The 24,543-nt window shown below is 50.0% G+C and carries 24 protein-coding genes and 1 pseudogene; 13 read left to right on the top strand and 12 right to left on the bottom strand.

The window, feature by feature from the left end:
- Window positions 1-56 precede the first annotated feature (56 nt).
- Window positions 57-1,511 (top strand): sodium:solute symporter, encoded by a 1,455-nt coding sequence (locus GBK04_RS05970; RefSeq protein WP_152757758.1) that lies wholly within the window; start codon window positions 57-59, stop codon window positions 1,509-1,511.
- Window positions 1,512-1,751: 240 nt separating this feature from the next.
- Here the strand turns inward: GBK04_RS05970 and GBK04_RS05965 are convergent, their stop codons facing one another.
- The 7 genes from GBK04_RS05965 to galE form a co-directional block, all read right to left on the bottom strand.
- The gene (locus tag GBK04_RS05965; protein WP_152757756.1) at window positions 1,752-2,081 is read right to left on the bottom strand and encodes an MGMT family protein; all 330 of its coding nucleotides are present in this window, start codon (window positions 2,079-2,081) and stop codon (window positions 1,752-1,754) included.
- Window positions 2,068-2,655, bottom strand: coding sequence for a DUF3109 family protein (locus tag GBK04_RS05960; RefSeq protein ID WP_152757754.1), 588 nt, complete (start codon window positions 2,653-2,655; stop codon window positions 2,068-2,070). The genes GBK04_RS05965 and GBK04_RS05960 overlap by 14 nt, the downstream gene beginning before the upstream one ends.
- Before the next feature lie 76 nt (window positions 2,656-2,731).
- Window positions 2,732-4,912 (bottom strand): LysM peptidoglycan-binding domain-containing protein, encoded by a 2,181-nt coding sequence (locus GBK04_RS05955; RefSeq protein ID WP_152757752.1) that lies wholly within the window; start codon window positions 4,910-4,912, stop codon window positions 2,732-2,734.
- 77 nt (window positions 4,913-4,989) lie between these two features.
- Window positions 4,990-5,634, bottom strand: coding sequence for an O-methyltransferase (locus GBK04_RS05950; protein WP_152757750.1), 645 nt, complete (start codon window positions 5,632-5,634; stop codon window positions 4,990-4,992).
- A 109-nt stretch (window positions 5,635-5,743) separates the two neighbouring features.
- Window positions 5,744-6,604: a glucose-1-phosphate thymidylyltransferase RfbA gene (gene rfbA, locus GBK04_RS05945; protein WP_152757749.1), complete on the bottom strand. Its 861-nt coding sequence runs from the start codon at window positions 6,602-6,604 to the stop codon at window positions 5,744-5,746.
- A gap of 93 nt (window positions 6,605-6,697) precedes the next feature.
- Window positions 6,698-7,765 (bottom strand): dTDP-glucose 4,6-dehydratase, encoded by a 1,068-nt coding sequence (rfbB, locus tag GBK04_RS05940; protein ID WP_152757747.1) that lies wholly within the window; start codon window positions 7,763-7,765, stop codon window positions 6,698-6,700.
- A 107-nt stretch (window positions 7,766-7,872) separates the two neighbouring features.
- Window positions 7,873-8,889: a UDP-glucose 4-epimerase GalE gene (gene galE / locus GBK04_RS05935; protein ID WP_152757745.1), complete on the bottom strand. Its 1,017-nt coding sequence runs from the start codon at window positions 8,887-8,889 to the stop codon at window positions 7,873-7,875.
- Between the two features lie 224 nt (window positions 8,890-9,113).
- Between galE and GBK04_RS05930 the strand changes: the two genes are divergently transcribed.
- Entirely contained in the window at window positions 9,114-9,956 is an 843-nt protein-coding gene (locus GBK04_RS05930; protein WP_152757743.1) for a transglutaminase-like domain-containing protein, read from the top strand.
- A gap of 67 nt (window positions 9,957-10,023) precedes the next feature.
- On the top strand, window positions 10,024-11,208 hold the full coding sequence (locus GBK04_RS05925) for a redoxin domain-containing protein (RefSeq protein WP_152757741.1): 1,185 nt from the start codon (window positions 10,024-10,026) through the stop codon (window positions 11,206-11,208).
- A gap of 82 nt (window positions 11,209-11,290) precedes the next feature.
- Here GBK04_RS05925 and GBK04_RS05920 read toward each other — a convergent pair whose 3' ends face one another.
- Window positions 11,291-11,920: a 4'-phosphopantetheinyl transferase family protein gene (locus GBK04_RS05920; protein ID WP_152757740.1), complete on the bottom strand. Its 630-nt coding sequence runs from the start codon at window positions 11,918-11,920 to the stop codon at window positions 11,291-11,293.
- A gap of 55 nt (window positions 11,921-11,975) precedes the next feature.
- On the opposite strand from GBK04_RS05920, the gene GBK04_RS05915 reads away from it, so the two are divergent.
- The 7 genes from GBK04_RS05915 (at window position 11,976) to GBK04_RS05890 (ending at window position 16,478) form a co-directional block, all read left to right on the top strand.
- Window positions 11,976-12,878, top strand: a complete 903-nt coding sequence (locus tag GBK04_RS05915) for a WD40 repeat domain-containing protein (protein ID WP_152757738.1) — start codon at window positions 11,976-11,978, stop codon at window positions 12,876-12,878.
- A gap of 147 nt (window positions 12,879-13,025) precedes the next feature.
- Window positions 13,026-13,988: a DivIVA domain-containing protein gene (locus tag GBK04_RS05910; protein WP_152757736.1), complete on the top strand. Its 963-nt coding sequence runs from the start codon at window positions 13,026-13,028 to the stop codon at window positions 13,986-13,988.
- Between the two features lie 74 nt (window positions 13,989-14,062).
- Window positions 14,063-14,413: a dihydroneopterin aldolase gene (gene folB / locus GBK04_RS05905; protein WP_152757734.1), complete on the top strand. Its 351-nt coding sequence runs from the start codon at window positions 14,063-14,065 to the stop codon at window positions 14,411-14,413.
- 7 nt (window positions 14,414-14,420) lie between these two features.
- On the top strand, window positions 14,421-15,344 hold the full coding sequence (locus GBK04_RS05900) for a CPBP family intramembrane glutamic endopeptidase (RefSeq protein WP_152757733.1): 924 nt from the start codon (window positions 14,421-14,423) through the stop codon (window positions 15,342-15,344).
- A gap of 60 nt (window positions 15,345-15,404) precedes the next feature.
- The gene (locus GBK04_RS05895) at window positions 15,405-15,875 is read left to right on the top strand and encodes a DinB family protein (protein ID WP_152757732.1); all 471 of its coding nucleotides are present in this window, start codon (window positions 15,405-15,407) and stop codon (window positions 15,873-15,875) included.
- 28 nt (window positions 15,876-15,903) lie between these two features.
- A complete protein-coding gene (locus GBK04_RS30360; RefSeq protein ID WP_373331491.1) occupies window positions 15,904-16,134 on the top strand; it encodes a hypothetical protein in 231 nt (76 codons plus the stop codon).
- Window positions 16,041-16,478, top strand: a complete 438-nt coding sequence (locus GBK04_RS05890; RefSeq protein ID WP_373330747.1) for a pentapeptide repeat-containing protein — start codon at window positions 16,041-16,043, stop codon at window positions 16,476-16,478. Before GBK04_RS30360 ends, GBK04_RS05890 begins: the two co-directional genes overlap by 94 nt.
- Window positions 16,479-16,495: 17 nt before the next feature.
- Here the strand turns inward: GBK04_RS05890 and GBK04_RS05885 are convergent, their stop codons facing one another.
- On the bottom strand, window positions 16,496-18,025 hold the full coding sequence (locus tag GBK04_RS05885; protein ID WP_152757730.1) for a SulP family inorganic anion transporter: 1,530 nt from the start codon (window positions 18,023-18,025) through the stop codon (window positions 16,496-16,498).
- A gap of 268 nt (window positions 18,026-18,293) precedes the next feature.
- Between GBK04_RS05885 and GBK04_RS05880 the strand changes: the two genes are divergently transcribed.
- The 3 genes and pseudogenes from GBK04_RS05880 (at window position 18,294) to GBK04_RS05865 (ending at window position 20,991) form a co-directional block, all read left to right on the top strand.
- On the top strand, window positions 18,294-18,875 hold the full coding sequence (locus GBK04_RS05880) for a DUF1572 domain-containing protein (protein ID WP_152757728.1): 582 nt from the start codon (window positions 18,294-18,296) through the stop codon (window positions 18,873-18,875).
- A gap of 37 nt (window positions 18,876-18,912) precedes the next feature.
- Window positions 18,913-19,958, top strand: a pseudogene (locus GBK04_RS30355) (fatty acid desaturase).
- Window positions 19,959-19,980: 22 nt separating this feature from the next.
- The gene (locus GBK04_RS05865) at window positions 19,981-20,991 is read left to right on the top strand and encodes an acyloxyacyl hydrolase (protein ID WP_373330746.1); all 1,011 of its coding nucleotides are present in this window, start codon (window positions 19,981-19,983) and stop codon (window positions 20,989-20,991) included.
- 3 nt (window positions 20,992-20,994) lie between these two features.
- On the opposite strand, the gene GBK04_RS05860 is transcribed toward GBK04_RS05865, so the two are convergent.
- From GBK04_RS05860 to GBK04_RS05850, 3 genes are all read right to left on the bottom strand, one after another.
- Window positions 20,995-21,615, bottom strand: coding sequence for a hypothetical protein (locus GBK04_RS05860; protein WP_152757722.1), 621 nt, complete (start codon window positions 21,613-21,615; stop codon window positions 20,995-20,997).
- Window positions 21,612-22,631: a fatty acid desaturase gene (locus GBK04_RS05855; RefSeq protein ID WP_152757720.1), complete on the bottom strand. Its 1,020-nt coding sequence runs from the start codon at window positions 22,629-22,631 to the stop codon at window positions 21,612-21,614. The genes GBK04_RS05860 and GBK04_RS05855 overlap by 4 nt, the downstream gene beginning before the upstream one ends.
- A gap of 163 nt (window positions 22,632-22,794) precedes the next feature.
- Window positions 22,795-24,516, bottom strand: a complete 1,722-nt coding sequence (locus GBK04_RS05850; RefSeq protein WP_152757719.1) for a RagB/SusD family nutrient uptake outer membrane protein — start codon at window positions 24,514-24,516, stop codon at window positions 22,795-22,797.
- Window positions 24,517-24,543 lie beyond the last annotated feature (27 nt).

The raw sequence follows: 24,543 nt of genomic DNA, 5'->3' as shown, positions 1-24,543 counted from the left end.
AGACCGGGTCATTCTTTATAACCCGTTTACCCTCCATAAAGTTAATCTCCATTTTCATGAATCCTTACATTGCCCTGGCTATTCTGGTGGCTTATTTTGGAATGCTGATCGTTGTGTCTGTCTACACCTCCAGGGGTGCAGACACCGCCACCTTCTTCACCGCCAACCGGCAGTCGCCTTGGTATCTGGTAGCTTTCGGGATGATCGGTACCTCGCTTTCGGGCGTAACTTTCGTATCAGTCCCGGGTGCGGTCCTCAATATTCAGTTTTCGTATTTTCAGGTAGTCATAGGGTACATTTTGGGGTATCTCGTGATCGGCACCATACTCATGCCATTGTACTACCGCCTCAATCTCATTTCCATCTATTCCTATTTCAGCGATCGGTTCGGCTTCTGGTCTTACAAATCGGGTTCCGCTATTTTTCTGGTATCCCGCACGGTGGGTTCGGCGGTACGGCTGTACGTCGCGGCGGGCGTACTGCAAATCGCCCTTTTCGGTCCTCTGGGGGTACCTTTCGAGGTGGCAGTAGCCATCACCATCCTGTTGATCTGGATTTATACTTTCAAGGGTGGTATCAAAACCATTATTATCACCGATACTCTACAAACTACGTTCCTGGTGACTGCCGTCGTATTGACCATCGTGCTGGTATGCCGTGAATTGAATCTTTCGGGTTTTTCTGAAATGGTTTCTACCGTGCAGGAAAGTGCCTATTCAAAAATATTCTACTGGGATGCCAATGATCCTAAGAACTTCTTTAAGCAATTTTTTGCCGGTGCTTTCATCGCCATTGTCATGACAGGCATGGATCAGGATCTCATGCAAAAAAATCTTACCTGCAAGAACATCGGCGAGGCGCAGAAGAACATGTTCTGGTTTACGGTGGTACTGGTGGTCGTCAACCTCCTCTTCCTTTCGCTGGGTGCTTTACTGTATGTGTACGCCAGCGAGAAAGGCATTGCACTTCCTGCCAAAACGGATGATTTTTACCCCATGCTGGCGCTGAACAATCTGGGATTGGTAGTAGGTATTACATTCTTGCTGGGTATCACAGCGGCCACCTACGCTAGTTCCGATTCGGCCCTCACGGCTCTGACTACGGCTTTCTGCATTGATTTTATGAATGTGGAAGGAAAACCCGAAGCGGTGCGCTCACGTACCAAATTCTGGGTACACATCGGGTTTTCTGTACTCTTTTATGTCGTTATCCTGCTGTTCAATCAGTTGAATAGCAAGGAGGTCATCACGGCTGTTTTTGATCTGGCGGGGTACACCTATGGGCCTCTTCTGGGGCTGTTCAGTTTCGGTTTGTTCCTTAAGCGTCCCGTGCGTGACCGCCTGGTACCCCTCGTGTGTATACTTGCCCCCATTTTGACCTATGTGGTGAATCAGAACTCGGCGGCCTGGTTGGGGGGCTATAAAATAGGGTTTGAGCGGTTGATCCTGAACGGTCTGCTTACTTTCCTGGGGCTCTGGCTGCTCTCACTGGGGAAAGTGAAAAAAGGGTGACCGTGAAATTGTGGTGGACTAAGTGCGAAAACATTTCCCCAATACCATTCAGGAAAGGTGATTTTTCGGAGTGGTTTAATTTTTTACAATTTGGGGAAAAACCAACTACAATCGATCTGCAATGGAAGTTTTACTGTTTTTTATGGCCTCAATCACCGGAGGAATTTGGTGCTCCTACTTTGTTGAATATCTGGAAGACAAAAAAATGAGAAAAAATCTTTCAGATCCTGAATAAACCCCCTATCCCAATTCTACCGCGGGATCCCAGAAACACCGATCGAAATGAACGATCTGATCATTTTCAATCTGGATTCCCTCTGCTTCGAGCAATTCCTGCATACGTTCAGGACTGCCAAAGAAATTTTTCCCGCTAAGTACCCCATTCCGATTTACCACACGCTGGGCAGGCACATCAGGCCGGGCGTGGCAGTTGTTCATGGCCCAGCCTACCATCCGTGCCCCCCGCTTAGAACCCAGATACGCCGCAATAGCCCCGTAGGAGGTTACGCGGCCAGGGGGAATGAGCCTCACTACATCGTAAACATCCTCAAAAAAATCACGAGATGGCATCGGGGGTAGGGTTCCGTTCTTCTACTTCTTTTACCAATTCTGCATACCAGGCCTCACCGTAAGCCCGGATGAGGGGTTCTTTCAAAAACTTGTATAGTGGCACGCCCAGGCTTTCGCCCAGCTCACAGGCCGGACTACAGATATCCCATCGGTCGTAGTTAAGGGCATGGTACTGTTCGTACTTTGTGACCCGAATCGGGTAGAGATGGCAGGAAATCGGTTTTTTGAAATCAATCTTTCCGTCGTTGTACGCAGCTTCGATCCCACATTTCAGAATATTCTTTTCATCATAAAAGGCATAGGCGCACTCTTTGCCGTCTATGACGGGTGTCACTATGTCCCCCTCCCAGTCCTTGGTGTAGACACCTTCCCGAGCGATGACCGCTTTTCCGGCCTCCGAAAGATAGGGCTCTACATGGCGGTAAATTCGCTTCATTATGGGTAGTTCGGTATCTTCCAGGGGAGCACCCGAATCACCTTCCACGCAGCAGGCCCCCTGGCACTTTTGCAGATTACAAACGAAAAACTGGTCGCCCAGGTCATCGCTGACGCAGGTATTGTCGATTAATATCATGATTGAACTAGTATGCGGGTATTATTGTGCAATCAGCCACGAGCTGCCACCAGCAGACCCGGCGTAGGGTACCTGATTAATTTTTCGGAATTTTTAATTTTTCGCCAAGAATGACGCTGACTCCGCTCATATTGTTCATCCGCTGGATGTCGGCAATACTTACTCCATAATTCTGCGAAATCCGAAACAGGGTTTCGCCCGAAGTGACGGTATGTACCGTGTACTCGGCGCGGGTAGCGGATGAGCTGGCCGCTGGAACAGCGCTGCTTGATGAGGTACCAGAGGTACCACCCGATGGGCTTACGACCAGCTGCTGGCCAATTTCCAACTGATCCTTCAACGTGAGTTGATTCCAGGCGAGCAGGTCGCTTATTTTTACATTGTATTGCCGCGAGATACTGTAATAGGTTTGTCCCTTTTCCACTGAATGATACCGGGGGGTACCTTTGGCTGGTGGAGTCCGGGTGGGTACCTTGGTATTGGTTGAGGGATTGGTTGTCGTACTGGGAGTGCTTTTGGTCGGAGGTGGGGTCGTGGTGGTGCGGTTGCGGGTAGGAGTGCTGGTTTCTGATTCGAATGCAGGCGAAGACGTGTCGTTTTGGGATGAAATAATCACAATCCGGTCGTTGCTTCCGCCCGATGCCCGTGCGGGGGTAGACTGAACGGGCGGGGTTGTGGCCACAGGCTTATCCTCCACAACGGGTACCGGGGTTTTGGCAGGAACCGGCTCCATTTGGGTAGATTGGGTAGGTGCTGATTTGGCAGGTTCCTCCTGAACAGACCCGAGGGGGGCACCATCAGCCAGCTTAGGGGTATATTTTTTTCGTTCGGAGGGAGTCTGCGGAATAGTAGGGGCCGGAGCACTACTGATTAGTTCCGGCTGAGCGACTACGTTATCGTTCACAGGCGCCTTACTATCGATGATCTCAATGGGCGTCTTGGCTGGTCTCTTTTTCATCAGCCACATCACCCTACCTTTTTGCAAGCGCATGTTCCGGTTGGAAATCCGGTTGTATTTCATCAGATCCCGAATCCTTAGCCCGTAAATTTGTGAGATGTTACGAATGGTTTCATTCTCGCGGGCCGTATGGAACGGTACCATCGCTTTCTTGTTTTTCATGGCCAGGTAGTACACGTCGCCGGGTACCAGTGGATCTCGACTACCCAGGTCATTGTATTTCAGAAAGGCCGCCGTACTTATTTTAGCCGCCTTGGCCAGATCAGAAGCCTTGTCGCCCGGCCGGGCCCGTATGCCGGGAAGGCCGTTGATTTCGTAAAAAACCGGATCATTGCGTCCTTTCAGTTGCACACTCGCTTTCCGTAATACCGGAAAGCCTATGTCTGCGGAAGCATAGTCCATACCATTGCCGGCGTCCTGGCGCACGATGGCCAGTTTTTCCCGGACGTTGGTGATTTCGGATAATGATACCGGCAGTACCAACGCATACTCGCGGTCGGCAGGAATTTGGTCGGACTCCAGCCAACGGTTGTAGCGGCGTAGTTCGAGGGGATCCAGATTGAACTCGCGGGCCACGGCCTCAAAGTTGCGTCCCCGGGCATTGGAGTACTCCATCAATACAATGGGATTGGCCGTGCGGTGGCGCTCCAGGCCTGACTCCAGGGCAATCTTGTGGGCAAAAAAACGGAGGACATACCGATCGGTGCGGTCATTGAGCGTGACTTCGCGGGCATTAGCCCAATTCGAAGGAATAAGTTTGGTAATACCTCCCATGCCCAGGTAGTACGAATACAACGAGGACACCCAGTTGTTGAACTGCACATTGCTGCGCTTAAGGTAGCGGGCGGCGGCGTGAGTGGAAGCAGCGATATTTTTACGCTCGTCAACCTGATTATCCACCCGTAAATTGAGTTCACGGGCGGTTTCCTGCTTGAATTGCCAGAAACCCACCGCATTGGAAGATGAAACGGCATCGGGCGTCAGCGAGCTTTCCTGCACAGCCAGGTACTTGAAGTCAATAGGTACCTCCTCTTCAATCAGGACGGCTTCCAGAATGGGAAAATAAAGGACGGCACGATCCATCTTGTCTTCCCAAAACCGTTTGTTGGCCATCAGGCTGCGGACATCGGATTCGATGATCTTGCGCGCCCCGTTGTCGAACTTCACCACCAGACCGCCGAACTGGACACTATTGGGGATATCGGGAATATCCTGGGCCAATGCCGAACGGTCTGCTCCGGCAAACAGCAGGAAACAGACGGTGGCGAGTGATAGAAAAATAGAATTTGTGCGGTACATGGGCTTGGCTTGGATACAGGTAAATGAATTAGAATTGGGAATGGATAGGTCTGGAATACAAAGTGCACGGCAGAAAGCTAGATTTTCTGTGCCACCATGATTCCATCCCGAACGGGAAGCAACAGGCATTTGACCCGGGCATCCTCCCTGATTTTTTTATTGAACATCAATAGGGCCTGTGTGTCACGGTCCGACTGCGTGGCCGATTCATCCACCACTTTGCCGCTCCACAAGACATTGTCGGCCAGAATAATCCCTCCCGGCCGTAATTTATCAAGAATCATATCATAATAGCGGGCGTAGTTGACCTTATCGGCATCAATAAATACCAGATCAAAAGGACCGGTGAGGGTGGGGAGTATATCTAGTGCTTTTCCAATCCGAAAGTCGATCTGGGCGCAGTACTCCGACTTAGAAAAGGTTTCCTTTGCAAAGCCTTCCAGTTCTTCGTTGCTATCGATGGTGATGAGTTTTCCGTTCTCGGCCAATCCCTCACAGAGACACAGGGCCGAGTAACCCGTGTAGGTACCGATTTCGAGAATCTGCTGGGGGCGAACCAGGCGAGAAAACAACGCCAGCAGCCTGCCTTGTAGGTGCCCCGACAACATACGGGGCCGCATGACTTTGGCGTGGGTGTCGCGGTTGAGCCGCCGCAGCAGATCACTTTCGGGTTCGGAATGCGCTTCTGCGTAGGCCTCGATTTCCTTGGGTATGAACTCCATGTAGCAGATTAGCAGCAGGAAATAATAAACGTTGTTACTTCAAATATATCAAAGAAACGACATCTTTCCTGAAATCTTATACAAAATTCGTGTGACTGCGCGGTGAATTTCAGTCAATAATGTGTTGCAAATAGCGACCGTACCCACTTTTAACCAAGGGCTGAGCTATTTCCATCAACTGCCGGGCATCGATAAATCCCATGCGGTAGGCTACCTCTTCGATGCAGCCGATCTTCAGGCCCTGACGCTCTTCGATGACCTGTACGAACTGCCCCGCCTGCATCAGCGACTGGAAGGTACCCGTATCGAGCCAGGCCGTACCCCGGTCCAGCACGCCCACCTTCAGTTTACCCAATTCGAGATAGCTGCGGTTGATGTCCGTGATCTCCAGCTCGCCGCGGGGCGAGGGCTTGATGTTCTTGGCAATCTCAACGACCTGGTTGTCGTAGAAATACAGGCCGGGTACGGCGTAGTTGGACTTGGGCTGTTCGGGTTTCTCCGCAATGGAAAGTACCTTGAACTGCTCGTCGAATTCCACCACGCCGTAGCGTTCGGGGTCCTGAACCTGATAGGCGTAAATGACCCCGCCGTCGGGATCGTTGTTGGCCTGAAGCAGTTTGGTGAGTCCCGAGCCGTAGAAAATATTGTCGCCCAGGATTAAGGCTACCTTATCATCTCCGATGAACTCCTCTCCGATGATGAAGGCCTGCGCCAGGCCGTCGGGACTGGGCTGAACGGCGTACTGAAATGAACATCCCAGCCGACTGCCATCGCCCAGCAGTTTCTCGAAGTGGGGTAGGTCGTGGGGAGTCGAGATGATCAGTATTTCCTTGATGCCCGCCAGCATCAGTATGGAGAGCGGGTAGTAGATCATCGGCTTGTCATACACGGGCATCAGCTGCTTGCTGACGGCCAGCGTCAGGGGGTGCAGACGGGTGCCGGAGCCTCCGGCGAGAATAATTCCTTTCATTGAGTTGATCGTTGACAGTTGACCGTCGACAGTGAAAAGCGGCCGGTACTTTTACAAGAAACCGGCTTTCAACTTTCCACCCTCGACGGGCAACTAATTGCCGTACATTTCTTCGTAGTACTTCTGATAATTACCCGATGTGACGTTCGTGAGCCACTCCTGATTGGTAAGGTACCAGTCCACGGTTTTTTCCAGGCCTTCGGCGAACTGCAGCGAGGGTTCCCAGCCCAGTTCGGTCTTGAGCCGGGTGGCGTCGATGGCATAGCGCAGGTCGTGCCCGGCCCGGTCGGTGACGTAGGTGATGAGCTGTTCGGAGGTACCCTGGGGCCGGCCCAGCTTCTCGTCCATGATTTTGCAGAGCAACAGCACCAGATCCAGGTTCTTCCACTCGTTATGGCCGCCGATGTTGTAGGTTTCGCCCCGCCGTCCTTTATGGAAAATGACATCGATGGCGCGGGCGTGATCCTCCACGTACAGCCAGTCGCGCACGTTTTCGCCTTCGCCGTACACGGGCAGGGGTTTGTTCTGCATGATGTTGTGGATCATCAGCGGGATCAGCTTTTCGGGGAAATGGTTGGGGCCGTAATTGTTTGAACAGTTCGAGATCACCACCGGCATTTTGTAGGTGCTGTGGTAGGCACGCACGAAATGATCGGAAGACGCCTTGGAAGCCGAATAGGGCGAGCGCGGGTCGTAGCGGGTGGTTTCCAGGAAAAACTCATTCGGGTCGTGCAGCTCACCGTAGACCTCATCGGTGGATACGTGGTAGAACAAACGGTTGGTCGCACCATGGTTTTCCAAATCGCCTTTCCAGGCCTTGCGGGCGGCGTTTAGCAGGTTGACCGTACCCAGCACATTGGTAACCACAAACGCCAGCGGATCGCTGATGGAACGGTCCACGTGTGATTCGGCTGCCAGATGGATGACCCCGTGGAAATCATGCTCGGCAAAAAGGGCATCCAGGAAAGCCGCATCCGTGATATCGCCTTTCACAAAGGTATAATTGGACGCATCTTCAACATCGCGCAGGTTTTCCAGATTACCCGCATAGGTCAGCGCATCCAGGTTGAAGACGTGGTAGTCGGGGTACTGGTTTACGAAGCGCCGCACCACGTGCGATCCAATGAAACCTGCACCACCCGTAATAAGTATTTTTTTCATATAAGTAGCTGTCAGCAAGTTGCTGTGGGCTTATGGATTTATATATTTAATTGAAAAGCAATATCGTCAATGCATAATAAAAAAGTAAGCAAACACCGTTTTCACCGTTAGCCCTTTGTTATTTTCTGCTGCCACCGCCATGCATCACGCAGCGAATCTTCCAATGTTTTTTCGGTTTTCCATGCAAGTTTCGAATTGGCTTTGTCCGACTGCGCCCAGATTTTTTCTACATCACCGGGGCGACGCGGACCTATGGTGTAATTGAGCTTGACGCCATTGGCCCGCTCAAACGTTTCGATCAGTTCCAGCACCGTATTGCCCTGGCCAGTGCCCACGTTGAACACATCGTAAAAATTGGTTTCGGGCTGGCGGTTCAGGAGTTCAAGGGCCTTGACGTGGGCTTTGGCCAGGTCCACAACATGAATGAAATCCCGGATACAGGTACCATCCGGTGTGTCATAATCGTCGCCAAACACAACAAGTTTTTCGCGCAGGCCGGCGGCGGCCTGGGTCAGGTAGGGTACCAGATTGCTGGGGACGCCCGAAGGCAACTCGCCGATTTCGGCAGAAGGATGCGCCCCAACGGGGTTGAAGTACCTCAAAGACAGAGCTTTAAGGCCAGGTTTTGCGTAGACATGGTCCCGGATGATATCCTCGCTGATGGCCTTGGTGTTGCCATAAGGCGAGGTAGCAGGCTGACGGGGCGTGTCTTCAGTGACGGGAAGTACATCGGGCTGTCCATAGACGGTACAGGATGAAGAAAATACAAAATTACTTACCCCAAAATCCTTCATGACTTTCAGCAGGACAATCAGCGAACCCAGGTTGTTTTCATAGTATTTGAGTGGTTCGGCCACCGACTCGCCTACGGCTTTATAGGCTGCGAAATGGATTACCCCGTCGAATTTTTCGGTTTCAAACAGTTTCCTGACGGCGGCTTCGTCAGTGGAATCTATTTCATAAAAGGGAGTGTCGCGGCCCGTAATGGCTTTCAGGCCTGTCAGTACTTCTTTATTGGAGTTATATAAATTATCCAGAATGACTGGCTGATAGCCAGCTTCTTGCAGTTCCACTACCGTATGAGAACCGATAAATCCGGTACCACCCGTAACTAGTATTTTCATGAATCAGGAGTGAGGAGTTTAGAGTTTTTTTACAGAACGACCCAAGGTAGGAGCACGAGCGAAGCGAAAAGTTTTTTTCGTCTAAAATACAAGCACAGCCCTATTTGAGGGGACTTTTTCTACTGAAAATACAATTTTTTTCCGGGCAAAAGTAGAAAATTTGACAGCCATTCAAAAATTGTTTTTCTTTAAGCCTTATATTAGGAAACACCAGGATAGCTGCCATGGATGAAAAAGAAATAAAAGCACTAGTGTCGTTACTAGACGACGAGGATTCGGAGGTGACAACCCTCGTGGAGGAAAAAATCCGTTCTCTGGGCCGGGGGATAATTCCATTTCTGGAAACGGAATGGGAGGAAAGCTTTAGCCCGATTGCGCAGCGTCGAATCGAAGAACTGATCCACGAATTACAGGTGGCGGTCATGATCGATCGGCTCACTGAGTGGAAAAACGGCGGTGCCCTGGATTTGCTGGAGGGTATGTGGATTGTGGCTACCTACCAGTATCCTGACCTTGATATCGAAAAACTACAGGCCGAAATCGACCAGCTCCGTTACCGGGTATGGGAGCAGTTTGAGGATGAGGGTACCCCTGTTGAACAGGTCAAAGCCATGAATGGGGTATTCTACGGTACCCTGGGCTTCGGCGCCAATACCAAGAGTTTCCATTCGGCTTCCAATTCGATGATCAATGTGGTGCTGGAAAGCCGACGCGGTAACCCGATTACACTGTGCGCGATTTATTTGCTCATTGCCCGGAAGTTGAATATACCCGTGTACGGGGTGAATCTGCCCAACCTGTTTGTTTTGACCTATAAGAAGGACAAAACGCAGTTCTACATCAATGTTTTTAACCGGGGTATTATTTTTTCCAAAACCGACATTGATCACTACATCGCCCAACTGAACTTAACCCAGAAGGAATCCTTCTATCAGCCCTGTTCCAACCTGGAAATCATCCAGCGGGTGCTGCGCAACCTCATCCTCTCCTACGAAAAAGCAGGTGAACCCGAAAAAATTAAAGAATTGGAGCGAATTCTGATGTCTATTGTAGACGACGCAGGATAGGGGATTTCTGTATTTGGTTTTTAAAATTTGCCCTGGATTAATATTTTATTTTTTTGAAATAAGGGATATGAGAGCTTCACTGGTTTTGTTGGCTACTATTCTGTTGGCCTTTTCAACTACGAGCGAGGCTCAGGATCTCAGTGTAAGTGAGATCCTTGGCAAGATGAATCAGGCTGTTGAAAAATTTGAGCAAGGTCAATTTACTTTTCATGAAAAAAATACCAGATTTGGTACGGATAGAGACACAACCCGTAGTGAACATACATATTTATGTTTCTTCAAAAAGAATCCCGAAGATTCCTTGGTAGGATATCAGCTAGCTTCTTTTCAAGACGATGGTTATCAACAAATTTATGATGGCAAAGTGCTTTTTGCTCTGTATAATAAAAAACTGGAAGTAATTCGTAAAAGGGATTATCCGGCGAATATAGAAGAGTCTTTTAATACTAGTAGTGGTGCTATCTATATAATTAACACAAATAAGTGGATCCAATATGATAATCAAAAACTACAAATAACAGGCACCGAAATTATCTTGGGGGAAAAATGTTTTAGATTGCAAAATATCGAAATTTCAAAAGATTTAAAAAGCAATGTAGAGAGCTACTATTATGTATCTACTAAATCTTTCCTCCCTATAAAGAGTGTTACAATTCTAAAATCGGTACTAGGAAAAGCAGAGGAAACCCAGATGTTTGATTACTCGATAACGAATATAAAGGACAAGCCAATCGAAGCCAAACAATTCAGTCGGGAGGCGCTTTCAGAATACCAAATTGAAAAAATTTATGACCCTGCTGTACAAGAAGCCCGGGATGCGTTATTGCCTCTGGGTTCACAGGCGCCCGATTGGAAGCTACCCTTACTAACGGGAGGTACTATGGCCCTGAGCGATTTAAAAGGCAAAATTGTCGTTATGGATTTTTGGTTCAAATCGTGCGCCCCTTGCATCCAGCAGATGATTTCGTTAGAGGCCCTACACAAAAAATTTCCCAATGAAAAGGTTGTTGTGCTCGGGGTAAATACTACTGATGATCCTGAAAAAGATAAGTTGGAGCTGTTCTTAAAAAACAGACTAGTTACCACGAATTCGGTCTATAATGGTAATTCAATAGCATCACTTTATAAGGTTTACGCATCACCGGCTTTGTTTGTCATTAATCAAGAAGGTAGCGTTGTTTTTACGAAAAGTGGTTATACGTCCACTATATTAGATGAAGTCAGTAAAGTGATTAATGAACAATTAAACTAAATAGTCAAATTTTTCTTCTGAATATTTATTTAGATAAGACTTTTTATAAAGATCAAGAAAATTTATTATAAATATAAAGCAGCTACACCGCCACGATCAGACAATAGGTACCAAACCAACGAACTTGCAGACTAGCCCGCACTTCCCGGCCTGAGTCACGCCAGGTACCCTGCAATAGGTTGCTATTTTCGTTGAATATTTCAACGAAAATGTTGTCTTTGAAACTCACATTGTTTCGCCCGTTTAGCTTGTAAAGTGCCTCTTTTCCGCACCAATACATGCAAAGCTTCGACAGAGAGTTTTTGGCTTCAAACAACTCACTTTCATTTAGGTACTTTCGGGCGGTGCGAATCAACTTGTCGTTTTTTTGCTCCATATCAATCCCCACTGAAAGGGTAGGATGGATGACGGCCGCTACATAGTCATGCGTGTGTGTCAATGAGATAGGGTAGGGGCAATCAATAAGAAAGGGCTTACCGTGCTCATCTTTCCAGGTACCTTTGAAAACCTCTCCCGCCTCGGCCACGATTTGTGCCAGAACGATCCGCCCGGCCATCCATTCGCGCTTTTTTTGGGGATGAGAAATAGACGAGAGTTCTTCAAAATCGGCGGATGAAGGCAGCATTTTCCGTAGCACTTCTTCGGTTTCGACCAGCTGCCATACCAAGAGGCGACCGACCTCGGCGATGTTTTCTGAATGAACGAGCGGCATATCCTTTGCGTTTACTACCCAATTATGCGGAAGCCAGGTAAAACTCCCTCTTTAAATGAATGTGCGCAAAATAGATACTTTTTCGGGTCATCGCGACTGTGTATACACGCTAATTTCCGATGCGTCGGGCTCTTCTTTCTATTCGGCGGGCGGTGATGGACTAGTAGTGAAGTGGGATATGGCCAAGCCCGACCTTGGCGAACTAACAGCCCGCATTGAGGCCTCCGTGTACGCCATAGCCATCGATCCCGCCACCGGCCTGCTGTGGGTGGGACAAAACTACGAGGGAATTCAACTCATCGATCCTGTACAGAAAAAAGTCGTGGCTTCTATGAAAATAGGCGCAGCGCCTATTTTCGACATCAAAATCTGGCGGGAAAAAGCATTCATTGCGCTCGGAGATGGCGTGATTGTGGTCGTTGATATTCCGGCGTTCGCTATTCAGAAGTACCTGAAGGCATCCACAAAAAGCGTGCGGACGCTGGCCATACGCGAAACGGAAAATGAATTGGCGGCCGGGTACAGTGATCATAGCGTCGGTATTTTCGATCTGGAAACATTCAATTTGAAAAAACGCTTCCAGGCGCACACCAACTCCGTATTTACGGCAAGCTATTCGCCCGATGACAGGTACCTGGTCACGGGAGGACGCGATGCACATTTGAGAGTATGGGATGCCACCGCTCAGTATACGCCGGTGCATGCCATTCCCGCGCATATGTTCGCCATCAATCACCTGGCATTTCGAGCCGATGGTGCGTTTCTGGCTACGGCCAGCATGGACAAATCCATCAAACTGTGGAGGACCGATACCTTCCGGCTGGTAAAGGTGGTCGACCGGGCCCGGCACGCCGGGCATGGTACTTCCATCAACAAACTCCTGTGGCTGAGCGAGGGCGATTGGCTGGCGTCGGGCAGCGACGACCGCACAATTTCGGTCTGGGAATTTCGGGATTAAAGCTCTGACGAAAATGGCGGACGAAACCTAGCCCCGGGCCAGGATTTGCCCTGATGCGTAATTATTTGGATAAGTTTTTGAAATTTGCGATTTTAGTCTGTAATTACCGGATTACCGCACGATTTTTCTATAAAACCGCCTATTCAAATGAAAATCTCACCCATCGATATACGGCAGCACACGTTTGAAAAAGAATTTAGAGGGTATGTTGTCGATGAGGTCAATGCTTTTCTGAACTCACTTTCGCAGGAGTGGGAACGCGTGATGAATGAAAACAAGATGCTGAAAATGCAGCTTGAAATTGCCGAAAAAGAACTCAACAAACTGCGGGACGTGGAAATGACACTTTTCCGGACCCTGAAAACTGCTGAAGATACCAGCAACCAGATTACCGAACAGGCCAACCGGGCCGCCGAAAAGTATATTCAGGAATCGCGGCAAAAGACCGACGAAACCATCGTGGAAGCCCGGCGCAAGGCTAGCATGATCATTCAGGATGCGGAGAATGAGTCGAAGTACATCCGGGAAGAAATCATCAATGAGCTGAAGAACCAGGAGCGCGACTTCCGGGCTATGGAGAAGTACCGCGACAATCTGGTGGTACAGCTCAAATCGCTGGCCAACAATACCCACGAAGCAGTGGAACGATTCGAGAAAAAATTCAGCAAAGATCCTTCGTTCGACCAACGCATGGAGGAAATCAAGAATCAGGCTGTCGAGGCTGAAACCCCTTCCGAGAAAAAGAATCCGGCGAGTAAGGGCGAGCAGGTACCTACAGGTACGGATGAAGCAGAGCCGACCCAGGAGCCTGAAATTTCGGATGCCGAAAATAAAGAGGCAGAACCCGAGGAATCCACTGCGGAGGAAATTTCGGCGGTCGCCGAAGAACCGCAGGCGGATGAATCTCAGGATGAGGAGCTCGCATCTGAGCCCTCGGCCGAAGGTACCCCTCCGGACGCCGCCGAAGAAGCGCTGGCGGAGGTGGAAAAAATGGCCCACACCCGTCAACAAACCCAGGATTTGGATGTGGCCAATACCCCACCCAAGCCCGAAGGTGATTCTGAAACTAAGCCACAGGTCAAAGGCTCGTTTTTTGACCAGATCGGGTAACTTTCTGATTTCTCTTTCCAGGGCAACCTATCTGATTTTACCAAAGCTTCGGCCGTACTTTTCAATTTTATATCTTGGGAACTATCTCACTCGAAGGGCTGGAGTTTTTTGCCTACCATGGCTTCTACGACGAGGAACAGAAAGTCGGCAACAAGTATGCGCTGGATATCACCATTCATACCGATTTTGAAAAAGCCGCTCAGAACGATCGTCTGCGTGGTACCGTCAATTATGAAGAGCTCTACGGCATCGCAGTGGCGGTGATGGCCGAACGTTCGCGGCTGCTGGAACATATCGCCTACCGGCTGATCGAAAAGATTCGGGAGAAGTACCCCGATGTAGAAAAGGTCCACGTGGCGGTATCCAAGTTCAATCCTCCGATCGGGGGCGTGTGCCATCGATCCAAAATCACCCTGGAAGGCTAGCGGATGTATGGAGCGGAAAATCTACTACGGGAGCAGAGGCGTAGGTAATGTACTGAAAATGATCCTGCCCTACCTGGTGATCGTAGGGGCCTTCCAGGCATTGGGTGCCTGGGTAGCGGGGTACGACCTGACAACTGCCGACGCTCCCGCCCAAAATCTTGAACAGGCTTTTATCATTGTCTTTTTTAGCTTACTGGGCAATGCCCTTCTGATCGGGCTTTTTCGAAGGTACGTCGACCGCGAATCGTTTCTCAGCCTGGGTTTTCAGACCACGTTCCTGGGTAAGGACCTGCTCATCGGGATCATTGTTGGCTTTGAAGTAATGTTTTTGGGGTTTATGGCCCTGACCCTAACCGATCAGTTGGATTTTATTACCTTCCAGTACAGTTTTGCCGATCTTCTGCTTTGCCTGGGATTTTATATTGTTGTAGCTTTCACCGAAGAACTGCTCATGCGGGGGTACGTCCTCAATAATCTACTGCTCAGTTTTGACAAGTACGTGGCGCTGGCTATTTCCGCGCTACTGTTTAGTCTGATGCACGGGTTCAATGCCAACTTTACACTGCTGGGTGGGATCAATCTTTTTCTGGCGGGTATCTTGCTCGGGCTTTCCTACATTTTTACCAAAAACCTCTGGTTTCCCATCGCCCTGCATTTTAGCTGGAATTTTTTTCAGGGACCTATCTTCGGATTCAATGTGAGTGGAAATAATTTTTACAACCTTTTTTTGACCGAATACAGTGCCCCTACGATCTGGAACGGCGGGGCTTTCGGATTCGAAGGCTCGATCGTGTGTCTGTTTTTTCAGCTCATTGCGATTCTGGCCGTGTATGTTGTCTTCAAAGACCGCTTTTCTCCGGAGCGGGAGCGGACCCTGGCGCTGGAGGAGCAATCGACCCCCTATTACTACGATGAAAGCACAGATCTTTGAAGCGACCCTCGCTTTGATTATTTACATTTTTTGGAAAAACAGGTACCGAATATTGAACCGATGAAAGAATACCTACTGGATACTTTCCAGTTCAATGATCTCACCAACCGCACCTTGTTGGTCAAAATCAAGGAACTTCCCGACCCCTCGGAAAGTATCCGGTTGTTTAGCCATTTGATCAATTCCCAGTTGAAATGGATGGCACGAATCAGCCAGGACCCAAACGCTATGGCGATGAGTTGGTGGGACCCGGTGTACAACTATGAAGATCTTGAAGAGAAGTGGGCCGAAAGTCTGGAGCTTTGGCAAAATTACATTTTGTCGAAGACGGAAGAGGAATTATCCAGCGAAACCACCTTTGTCGGCTATGATGGTACCTTCTGGGCTGCCACCCCCCAAGACATCGCTCTGCAATTGAACTACCATTCCATTCACCACCGCGCCCAGATTCAGACTATCATTCGGCAGCAAGGTCTGGAGCCGGATTTTGTGGATTACATCGGCACTAAGTACCGCCGGGTAAGTGCCTAGGGTACTCTCCTTCCCAAAAAAGAAGCGCATGAACTCATCCTATACCGAAAATCAGGAATTCATCCACCAATCTTTCACGGCCGAAAAACTTCCTAGAGGAGAGTACGAAACCTGTACCTTCACCGATTGTGACTTCAATGGCACCGATCTGTCGGGGGTACCTTTGTGGATTGCGAATTCGAAGAGTGCAATCTCACCCTCGCCAAACTCTCCAACACCGCGTTCAAAAATGTCCGGTTCGTTCGGTGCAAAATGGTAGGGCTGCACTTTGAAAACTGCAATCCGTTTTTGCTGGAAATGCACTTCGACGGCTGCCAGCTGAACCTGTCTTCCTTTTACAAACTGACGCTGAAAAAGACGCGGTTTAAAAACTGCGCGATGCAGGAAGTCGATTTCGCCGAGGCTAACTTTACGGAATCAAGTTTTGTGGAATGCGATTTGGCCGGAGCGACCTTCGACTGCACGATTCTGGAAAAAGCCGATTTTCGAACGGCGTCCAATTATTCGATCGATCCCGAAAACAATCGTCTTAAAAAGGCCAAATTCTCACTGACCGGCGTGGTTGGCTTGCTGCACAAATACAACATTTCCGTCGAAGTCTAAGGGGGTACCCTAGTACCCTACACCATATCCACCGCCACTTTGTAACGCGGATCTTCCAGCACGTTCACATCGATCAACTCCTCGGCGTTGGCGAGCAGTTTCCGACAATCGGGGCTGAGGTGTTTTAAATGTACTTTCTTACCTACCTTGCTATATCGCTCGGTAATTTTGTTCAGGGCTTCGATGGCCGACATATCCACCACGCGGCTTTCTTCAAAATCAATCACAATTTCCTCGGGATCGTTCAGGACGTCAAATTTCTCATTGAAGGCTGTGACCGAACCAAAAAACAGCGGTCCGTAGATTTCATAATGTTTGATTCCCTGTTCGTCGAAACGCTTACGGGCCCGGATACGTTTGGCGTTGTCCCAGGCAAAAACCAGCGCGGCAATAATAACCCCCACGATTACGGCCAAAGCCAGGTTGTGCAGCACAGCCGTGACTAGGGTGACCAGTACCATCACGAACACGTCGGACCGGGGCATTTTGGTAAAAGTACGCAGACTGGCCCACTCGAAGGTACCTATGGCTACCATAATCATCAGTCCCGTCAGGGCGGCCATGGGTAGCTTTTCGATCAGCCCCGAGCCGAACATAATGAACACCAGCAGCATCACCGACGCCACAATACCCGACAGTCGCGCCCGTGCCCCGGAAGAAATGTTAATCAAGCTCTGTCCGATCATGGCGCAGCCTCCCATGCCCGAAAATACACCCGACAAAATATTGGCGGCACCCTGAGCCACGGCTTCTTTGTTGCCGCGTCCGCGCGTCTCGGTTATTTCGTCGATGATATTCAGGGTCAGCAGACTTTCGATCAGGCCAACGCCAGCCACGATGGCGGCGTAGGGAAAAATTAGGGTCAGGGTTTCAAACGTAAAAGGTACCCTGGGCAGATGAAACGGTGGAAAGCCACCCTGAATGGAAGCCATGTCGCCCACCGTTTTGGTATCAATGCCGAAAGCCGTCACAATGCCGAACACGACCAAAATGGCGGTCAGGGAGGCAGGAATGGCTTTGGTGAATTTGGGCATCGCCCAGATAATGAACATGGTAGTCAGTACCAGGCCCAGTAAAATATACAAAGGGGTACCCGTCAGCCAGGCACCCGAAACATCCTTGAACTGGTCCAGCTGCGACATGAAAATGATGATAGCCAATCCATTCACGAAGCCGAAAATTACGGGGTGGGGTACCAGCCGCATCAATTTTCCCAGCCGCAGCACACCCGCCGCTACCTGAATGAGGCCGGCCAGCACCACTGTGGCGAATATATACTCGACGCCGTGTGATTTGGCCAGTGTGACCAGCACTACTGCCACCGCGCCCGTTGCCCCCGAAATCATACCGGGACGTCCGCCAAAGATGGAAGTGATCAGCCCCATCATAAAAGCCGCATACAGCCCTGTTAAAGGAGAAAGTCCGGCGATAAAGGCAAAGGCCACCGCCTCGGGTACCAACGCCAGGGCTACCGTCAGTCCCGACAGGACTTCGGTTTTATAGTCGACTTTTTGGGAAAGATCGAAGAGGTTGAAGTATTTTTTCATCAGGAACGAGTCAATGCCAACCAGAATGGAAAATGAATTTTTCCGGGAAGCTGACAAATGAATATTTTAGGATTAAAACAGTAATTTATTCGAAAGGAGAAAGAAAACGAAGATTATTGTAAAGAATGTATTCGCATGATTTTTTGCAAAGATAGGATTTTTTCTAAAAGGATTTTTTGGATGAAAACTGAAATACTACTTAGCACTCGGAATATATTTTATTCGTACTACCATCGCGTTATTTTTGTTGACCTTTCCAAAATCAAGTATGAACAGTACCTACCTCACCAGCGTCATCAAGCAGTTTGAATATTACAAAATGCTGGGCGACAAATCCTTTGACCAGCTTTCGGACGATCAATTGTTCTGGAAAGCCAACGAAGACAGCAACAGCATTGCGGCGATTGTAAAACATCTGTGGGGCAACATGCTGTCGCGCTGGACGGATTTTCTGACCTCCGATGGGGAAAAAGAATGGCGCGACCGCGAAGGTGAATTCGACGATGACATTACCAACCGGGAAGACATGATGACGAAATGGAATGAAGGCTGGAACTGCCTGTTTGCAGCCCTGCGTCCCCTGACCGAAGCCGAGCTGGAAAATACGGTTTATATCCGCAACCAAGGACATACCGTTACGGAGGCGATCAATCGGCAGCTCGCGCACTATGCCTACCACGTGGGGCAGATCGTTTTTATCGGTAAAATGCTGCGGGACAATGCCTGGAAATCCCTCTCCATTCCTCGGGGTAATTCAGGTACCTACAACGCCGAAAAATTTGCGCAACCACTCAGAAAGGAACATTTTACGGAAGAGTTTTTGCGGCCAGGTACCTCCGAACCGGAATAGTAGTGAAACTCGGGAATGCTCTATTTTACGTAACACCATGCAATCATCCACATCCAGGCGCGCGCTTCCCTATTTGTTGCCGGTGCTCATTACCACAGTTTTTATGGTGACTGCGGCTACCAATTTCGTGTGGGTGGCAATGGGAATCATTCTGATCGTTGGGCTGGCGCGTAAGTCAATCGGCCAATTCAGCGTGGCGGAGGTAGTGGCCGAATACGATTTTTTTCACCATAGTCCGTTGATGACCTACCTCAAGACGGCATCCGGACTTTTCTTTGTGGGTTTCAATGGTTGGGTACTTATATTTCTGGCTCAGCACGAGCTGGCGGGCTGGGCGCTGGTGGTTTTTATTTATTCCGTCGTCATCATCAACAGCAACTTTGCCATTTCCCTCGCCCATGACCTGATGCACTCCACTCGTACAATGGATCGTTTGCTATCGACGGCGCTGCTTTTGCAAAATGGCTTTTTCTACCTCGAAGCGGACCATATCTATATCCACCACCGCCACGTAGGTACCTCCGGCGATCCGGCCACGGCGCGGGTAGGAGAGGGGATTTATACCTACTTTCGGCGTTCCATTGGGGCACGCGTCCGCATGCTTTTTTTTCGGGGGGTACCTTTCCCCGTCCGCGCAAACGTAGTATCATCCGGGGCAACGTAGCGCGGCTGCTGGCTTGTATTTTTTATCTGATGGGTACCTTGTTCCTGGGCGGTCGGGTATTCGCTTGTGTTTTGGCGCAGTTCATACTGGTCACACTGATTTATGAATCGGTAACCTACATCCAGCACTACGGACTGCGGCGGAAAACAAACCAGATCGGGCAGGCCGAAGCGGTACAACTGCACCATGCCTGGAATTGCTACTACCGTACCTCGACCTGGATGCACTATATGATGCCCGTGCACTCCATCCATCATCTAAGGGAAGAACGTCTGGACGAAATCCGCGATTTTGCCGGCTTATCCATGCCCCTGCCTTTCGCTAAGATGCTGGTCAGGGCGTGGATTCCCGCCCGCTGGTTTCGGCTGATGGATGAGAAGGTACCTACCCATGCCCGACCGGAAAAGTATGAGGCTTAGCTCCGGCATTCTTTTACTTTTCATGACGCGCTGTGTTTTTGCACAGACGGATTTTCCACGGCAGGGCTTATCCATTCAGTCGGGGTTTCAGGGAGGAGCCAGTTTTTCAACGGATAAAATTCCCGCCTACCGGCAGTATGGTTTTGTGTTGGAGATCAACCAGCAGACTTCCGGAGAAAAGTACTGGCAGGCCGACCATAGGTACCCACAAATGGGTCTACAAATCTCGGCCCGCGGGTTTCCGGGTACCAGCGGACCAGGTAGTGTTTTCGTTTTGATTCCCTATCTGGAATTTAACGTGGCTGAATCGAAGGTAGGTCAATGGCAAATCAAGCACGGTACCGGATTGGCCTACGTTACGGGCGATTTTGAAAGAATGCAAAAGGTACCCTTGGGAAGTAAGTTGAATGCTTCTTCAATTCTGGATATAGGGTACCAGTTCAAAACCCGAGCCCGGTTTGCTGGCAAGGTCGGTATCGTGGCGAGCCATATTTCCAACGGAAACCTGGTGCGGCCCAACGCGGGGCTGAATTCCTGGCTGGGGTACGGGCAACTGGTTTATTTTCCCTTTGGTGAATTACCAACACGCATTCCGTACAAACTGGCAACGGACTTTAGACGCTGGCGGTATCGCTTCTACCTGGCTGACGGACTTTATGATTACAAGAAATCGGAGAATCAGATTCAGCAAAATATCCAGGCTGGGCTACTGGTTTTTTATCAACACAGTACCCGTTTTCGAACAGGAGCTGGCCTGGAACTAGGAAGGGTGGGAAAAGGAGAAAAAACTCAACTGGCGGGGTACCTTGAGGAAGAGGTACTTTTCGCGCACTTGGTTACGCGGTACGGGTTCGGTGTCTACCTGACTCCGCCCATAGCCGATGAAAGCAGAACCTACGCCAAAGTCGGAATTGCCTGGTACCCTTGCGAGCTGCAAAAGCAGATTGCCAACGGATTCTCGATCGGGGCTACCATCAAAGCCCACGGTTTCCGGGCGGCTCATGTAGAGCTGGCAGCGGGCTACACGTTTTGAAGTTTAGTACTCTTTGCGCTTGTTCCAGTCCCGGTTGGCCGGAATGGGACGCAGCCAGTACCGGGCTCCGATGGCAAAGGTATAGAAATCGGGATAGCCGGGAATGACATTGATATTCAGATCGATGTTCTTACTGATTTTGTAGTCATATTCCAGTTCGCCCCCGTACCATACGAAAGCATACTGCCAGTGCTCCGAGTTTTTTAGCCGGGGCGTTTGCTGTACGTACCCGTCGAGCCGATTCCAACTCTGGCGGTACACGAAAGTAGGTCCAAAGCCGAACTCGAGGTAATGCCGGCGGCCATTCAGGAAATTGACCCGGAAGCCCAGATGCGTATGCCCGGCAAACAGTTCGGCGCAGTCGCTGTACCCGCCCTGCGCCACTTTTAGGGCCAGGCGTTTTTTGTAGATGTAGCGCTCATAGGAGGCAATGAAGCCCCAGTTAATTACGGCTACTGCATTTTTGTCCAGTTTCCGGGGTTGCAGTGGTGCAGTTTTATCACCGCCGGGATGTAAGGTACCAAACACATAGCGCAGCCCAAAATTGTCCTGAGCCGGGCAATCTCTGCCCACCATACAAAGCAATGGGATAGCTACATACCACAGAAAGGTTTTTTGTTTCATGATGGCCTTGGATTGTAACGCATAGCCAGGCCGTTCATTTTACTGAACCATAGGGGAGGCAGCAGCGCCATCGTGATCATCAGGAAATACAGGTAGGGCATCCGAGGGCCTGATTTTAGATCGGTTATCTTTCGGCTACGGACGGGTAGGTGATGCAGCGAATGCAGAGGTAGCAAAAACAGGATGTAGTTGGTGTATTTGTAGTAGCAGTTCCAGGACAATTGGAGTGTAATGTCGTCTCGGCGATCCTGACGGAAGAGCCCATAATGCTGAATGTAATTGATCAGCTCATACAGTACATACGAAATGAATCCCTGCAGAACAAAAAAGGTCAGACACGCGGCGGGATGGCGGCTAAAAACAAAAATGCAGCCCCATACCGTAATCAGCAGCGCCAGCATGGCCAGATTGGTGCGCAGAATTTTACGGCGGAGGTAGGTCGGTAAACCATACTGGGTAAGGTAGCTTTCCCGCAGGTTCAGACAGGTGATTTTGAAGAAATAGGAATAGAAATTTTCGTTCAGTTTGGCGGTTGTGGGATCTTCCTGTAGGCCGATGTCCCGGTGATGGCCGCAAACGTGCTCCGTCGCAAAATGGGGGATGCCGGCCGCGGTGAGTAGAAGCACCGACAAGGCTTTCTGGATTTTGGAGTGGCTGTGCAGCAGATCGTGCGCCAGTGTGACGATGAAGCAGCCGGTAAGCAGTCCGGTGGTTACGCTGAAACCAATAAGGTGTACCCAGGAGAAGTTTTGCCGATCCACAAAAACGATTCCCCACACGATTAGTCCGATCAGGATCACCGCATTTATGCATTTTATGGTGTAAGCAGCCCGGGACCGGTAAAAAAAACGCAGTTCGTCGCGTAATTCCCCATTTTTGAATTCACCCCAGTAGATGTTCAGAATATTGGCTGCGAGTAGGAGCAGATATACGTAGTAATACTGCGTATTGCTACATATACCCATGAAAAGCAGGGTGAGTATGGCAGGAATCAGGTATCGCCAGTAACGCTCCATAGGCAGCAGGTTGAGAATCGACGGTGAAAATTCCTCTTGAAGTAAGGCTAGATCGGTAAAGAAGTGTGCCAGAAAGTGGACTAGCCCCGGAAAGATCTGGGCAACAAAAAAGGAGACGGTGCATAATTCACACCGTCTCCTTTTTTAATTCTCCTGTCGACAATCAGTAACCCGGATTCTGCTTGATGTTGGCTACCCCATCCACCTTGCTCTGGTTGACCACAAACTCAGGGATGGGCAGGTATTCGTCCTTGCCCTTGGTGAATTTGGCGCCCGCCAGACTGGTTCTGACTTTCGACTCACGGTTAAGGAAATCCGTAATTACCACATCGGCCACGCCCCAGCGCACCAAATCGTAGAAGCGGTGCCCTTCCTGAGCCAGTTCGATGAAACGTTCGAAGCGCACGGCCTTGCGAGCCGCTTCCTTATCCGTCCAGGGGCCGGAATAGGGCGCAACTTTATAATCAGCCACGGGCTTTCCATCCTCCATTTTGACGACACTCGAACCCGCTGCGCGTGTGCGGATCATGTTGACGTACTGGAGTGCTTTGTCCAGGCTACCCACCTCAACCTCGCATTCGGCGTCCATAAGGAGCAGATCAGCATAGCGCATCAGAATCTGGTTCTTTCCCAACTGGGTTTGTCCCCAGCCGCCGGGAATATAATAGGTACCGATCTCATCTTTCCACTGAATCATTTTGTTGGGTAGCCAAGGGCCGCCGTTGGCCAGCTGGCGAATCCAGGTGGCTTTGGCTGGGCCAAAGTCTTTGTAAGGAACTCCTACACGGCCTACGGTATAGTCGAGGCGCGGATCGAGCATACCCCGATCCGGGTAGTTGTTCGGATCGGATTCCTGGCTCCTCACATTCATGGTTTTGTAGGTGTCGAGAAAGGGTAAGCCCTTGGCATCTACCTGATAGGCATTGACCAGCGTTTGGGAAGGCTGGTAAAATCCGCAGCAGCCGCCGGGACCGTCGTTGTGAGGATTGGTCAGCTCGCCTTCCTTGTTGCTGTTGGCTCCGCCTGTCCCGTCGCCCACGGTGTACTGGATGCTGAAAATGATTTCTTTTCCGTTTTCCTCTTCACCCCGGAACACATTCTTGAATTCAGACACCAGACCATATTTTTCGCCTTTACTCGTAGTACCATTGGCAATCACCTGATCGAATACGGCCTTGGCTTCACTGAACTTGCTCTGGTACAGCAACGCTTTGCCGTAGTAAGCACCCGCCGCCCATTTATTCACCCGCCCTACGGCGGTCTGGGTGCCGGGAAGGTTGTCATAGGCGAATTTCAGATCGGCTTCGATCTGCGGCCAAATACTCTGATCGTTTTTCAGCGCCTTATAGGCGTCGGTACCTTCGATCGTTTCGTCCACATAGGGTACGTTGCCAAAGTTGCGCTTGGCCTCGAAGTGCTGGAAGCCGCGTAGAAAGCGGGCTTCGGCGATGATCCTGGTCTTGTTCTCCGCTGAAATTTCGGGGGTCTTCTCTACCAGCCTCAACACGATGTTGGCCATACCGATTCCATCGTAGAGCGCCCTCCATTTGTTACCTACGGATGGCCCGTTGGGCAGTACCTCGAAGCGCTCCACAGGGTTGATTTCCGTAGCCTGATCCAGCGATTCGGAACCTTTGTACGAATCGTCCGAGCGTATCCCACCCCAAAGCCAGTTGTTAGCGCTGGTGTACCATGCTCCAATTTGCACGCCGGTGAGCCCCCGGTAAGCCACGATGAGTGCGCCATTCACCCCATTGGGATTAGTAAGAGATGTTTCGGCGATGGCCCCCAGGGGTGGGCGGTCCAGAAAGCTATCCTTGCAGGAAACGGTGATTCCCACGAGTAGGACGGCCGATAAAAGGATTGTCTTGATATATCTTTTCATAATGAATAAGTCTGAATTAAAATCCTC

The sequence above is a fragment of the Salmonirosea aquatica genome (assembly GCF_009296315.1).
GTDB classification, from domain to species: Bacteria; Bacteroidota; Bacteroidia; order Cytophagales; family Spirosomataceae; genus Salmonirosea; species Salmonirosea aquatica.
The sequence above is the reverse complement of the archived record's forward strand: the minus strand, read 5'-3'. Positions and strand labels throughout refer to the sequence as shown.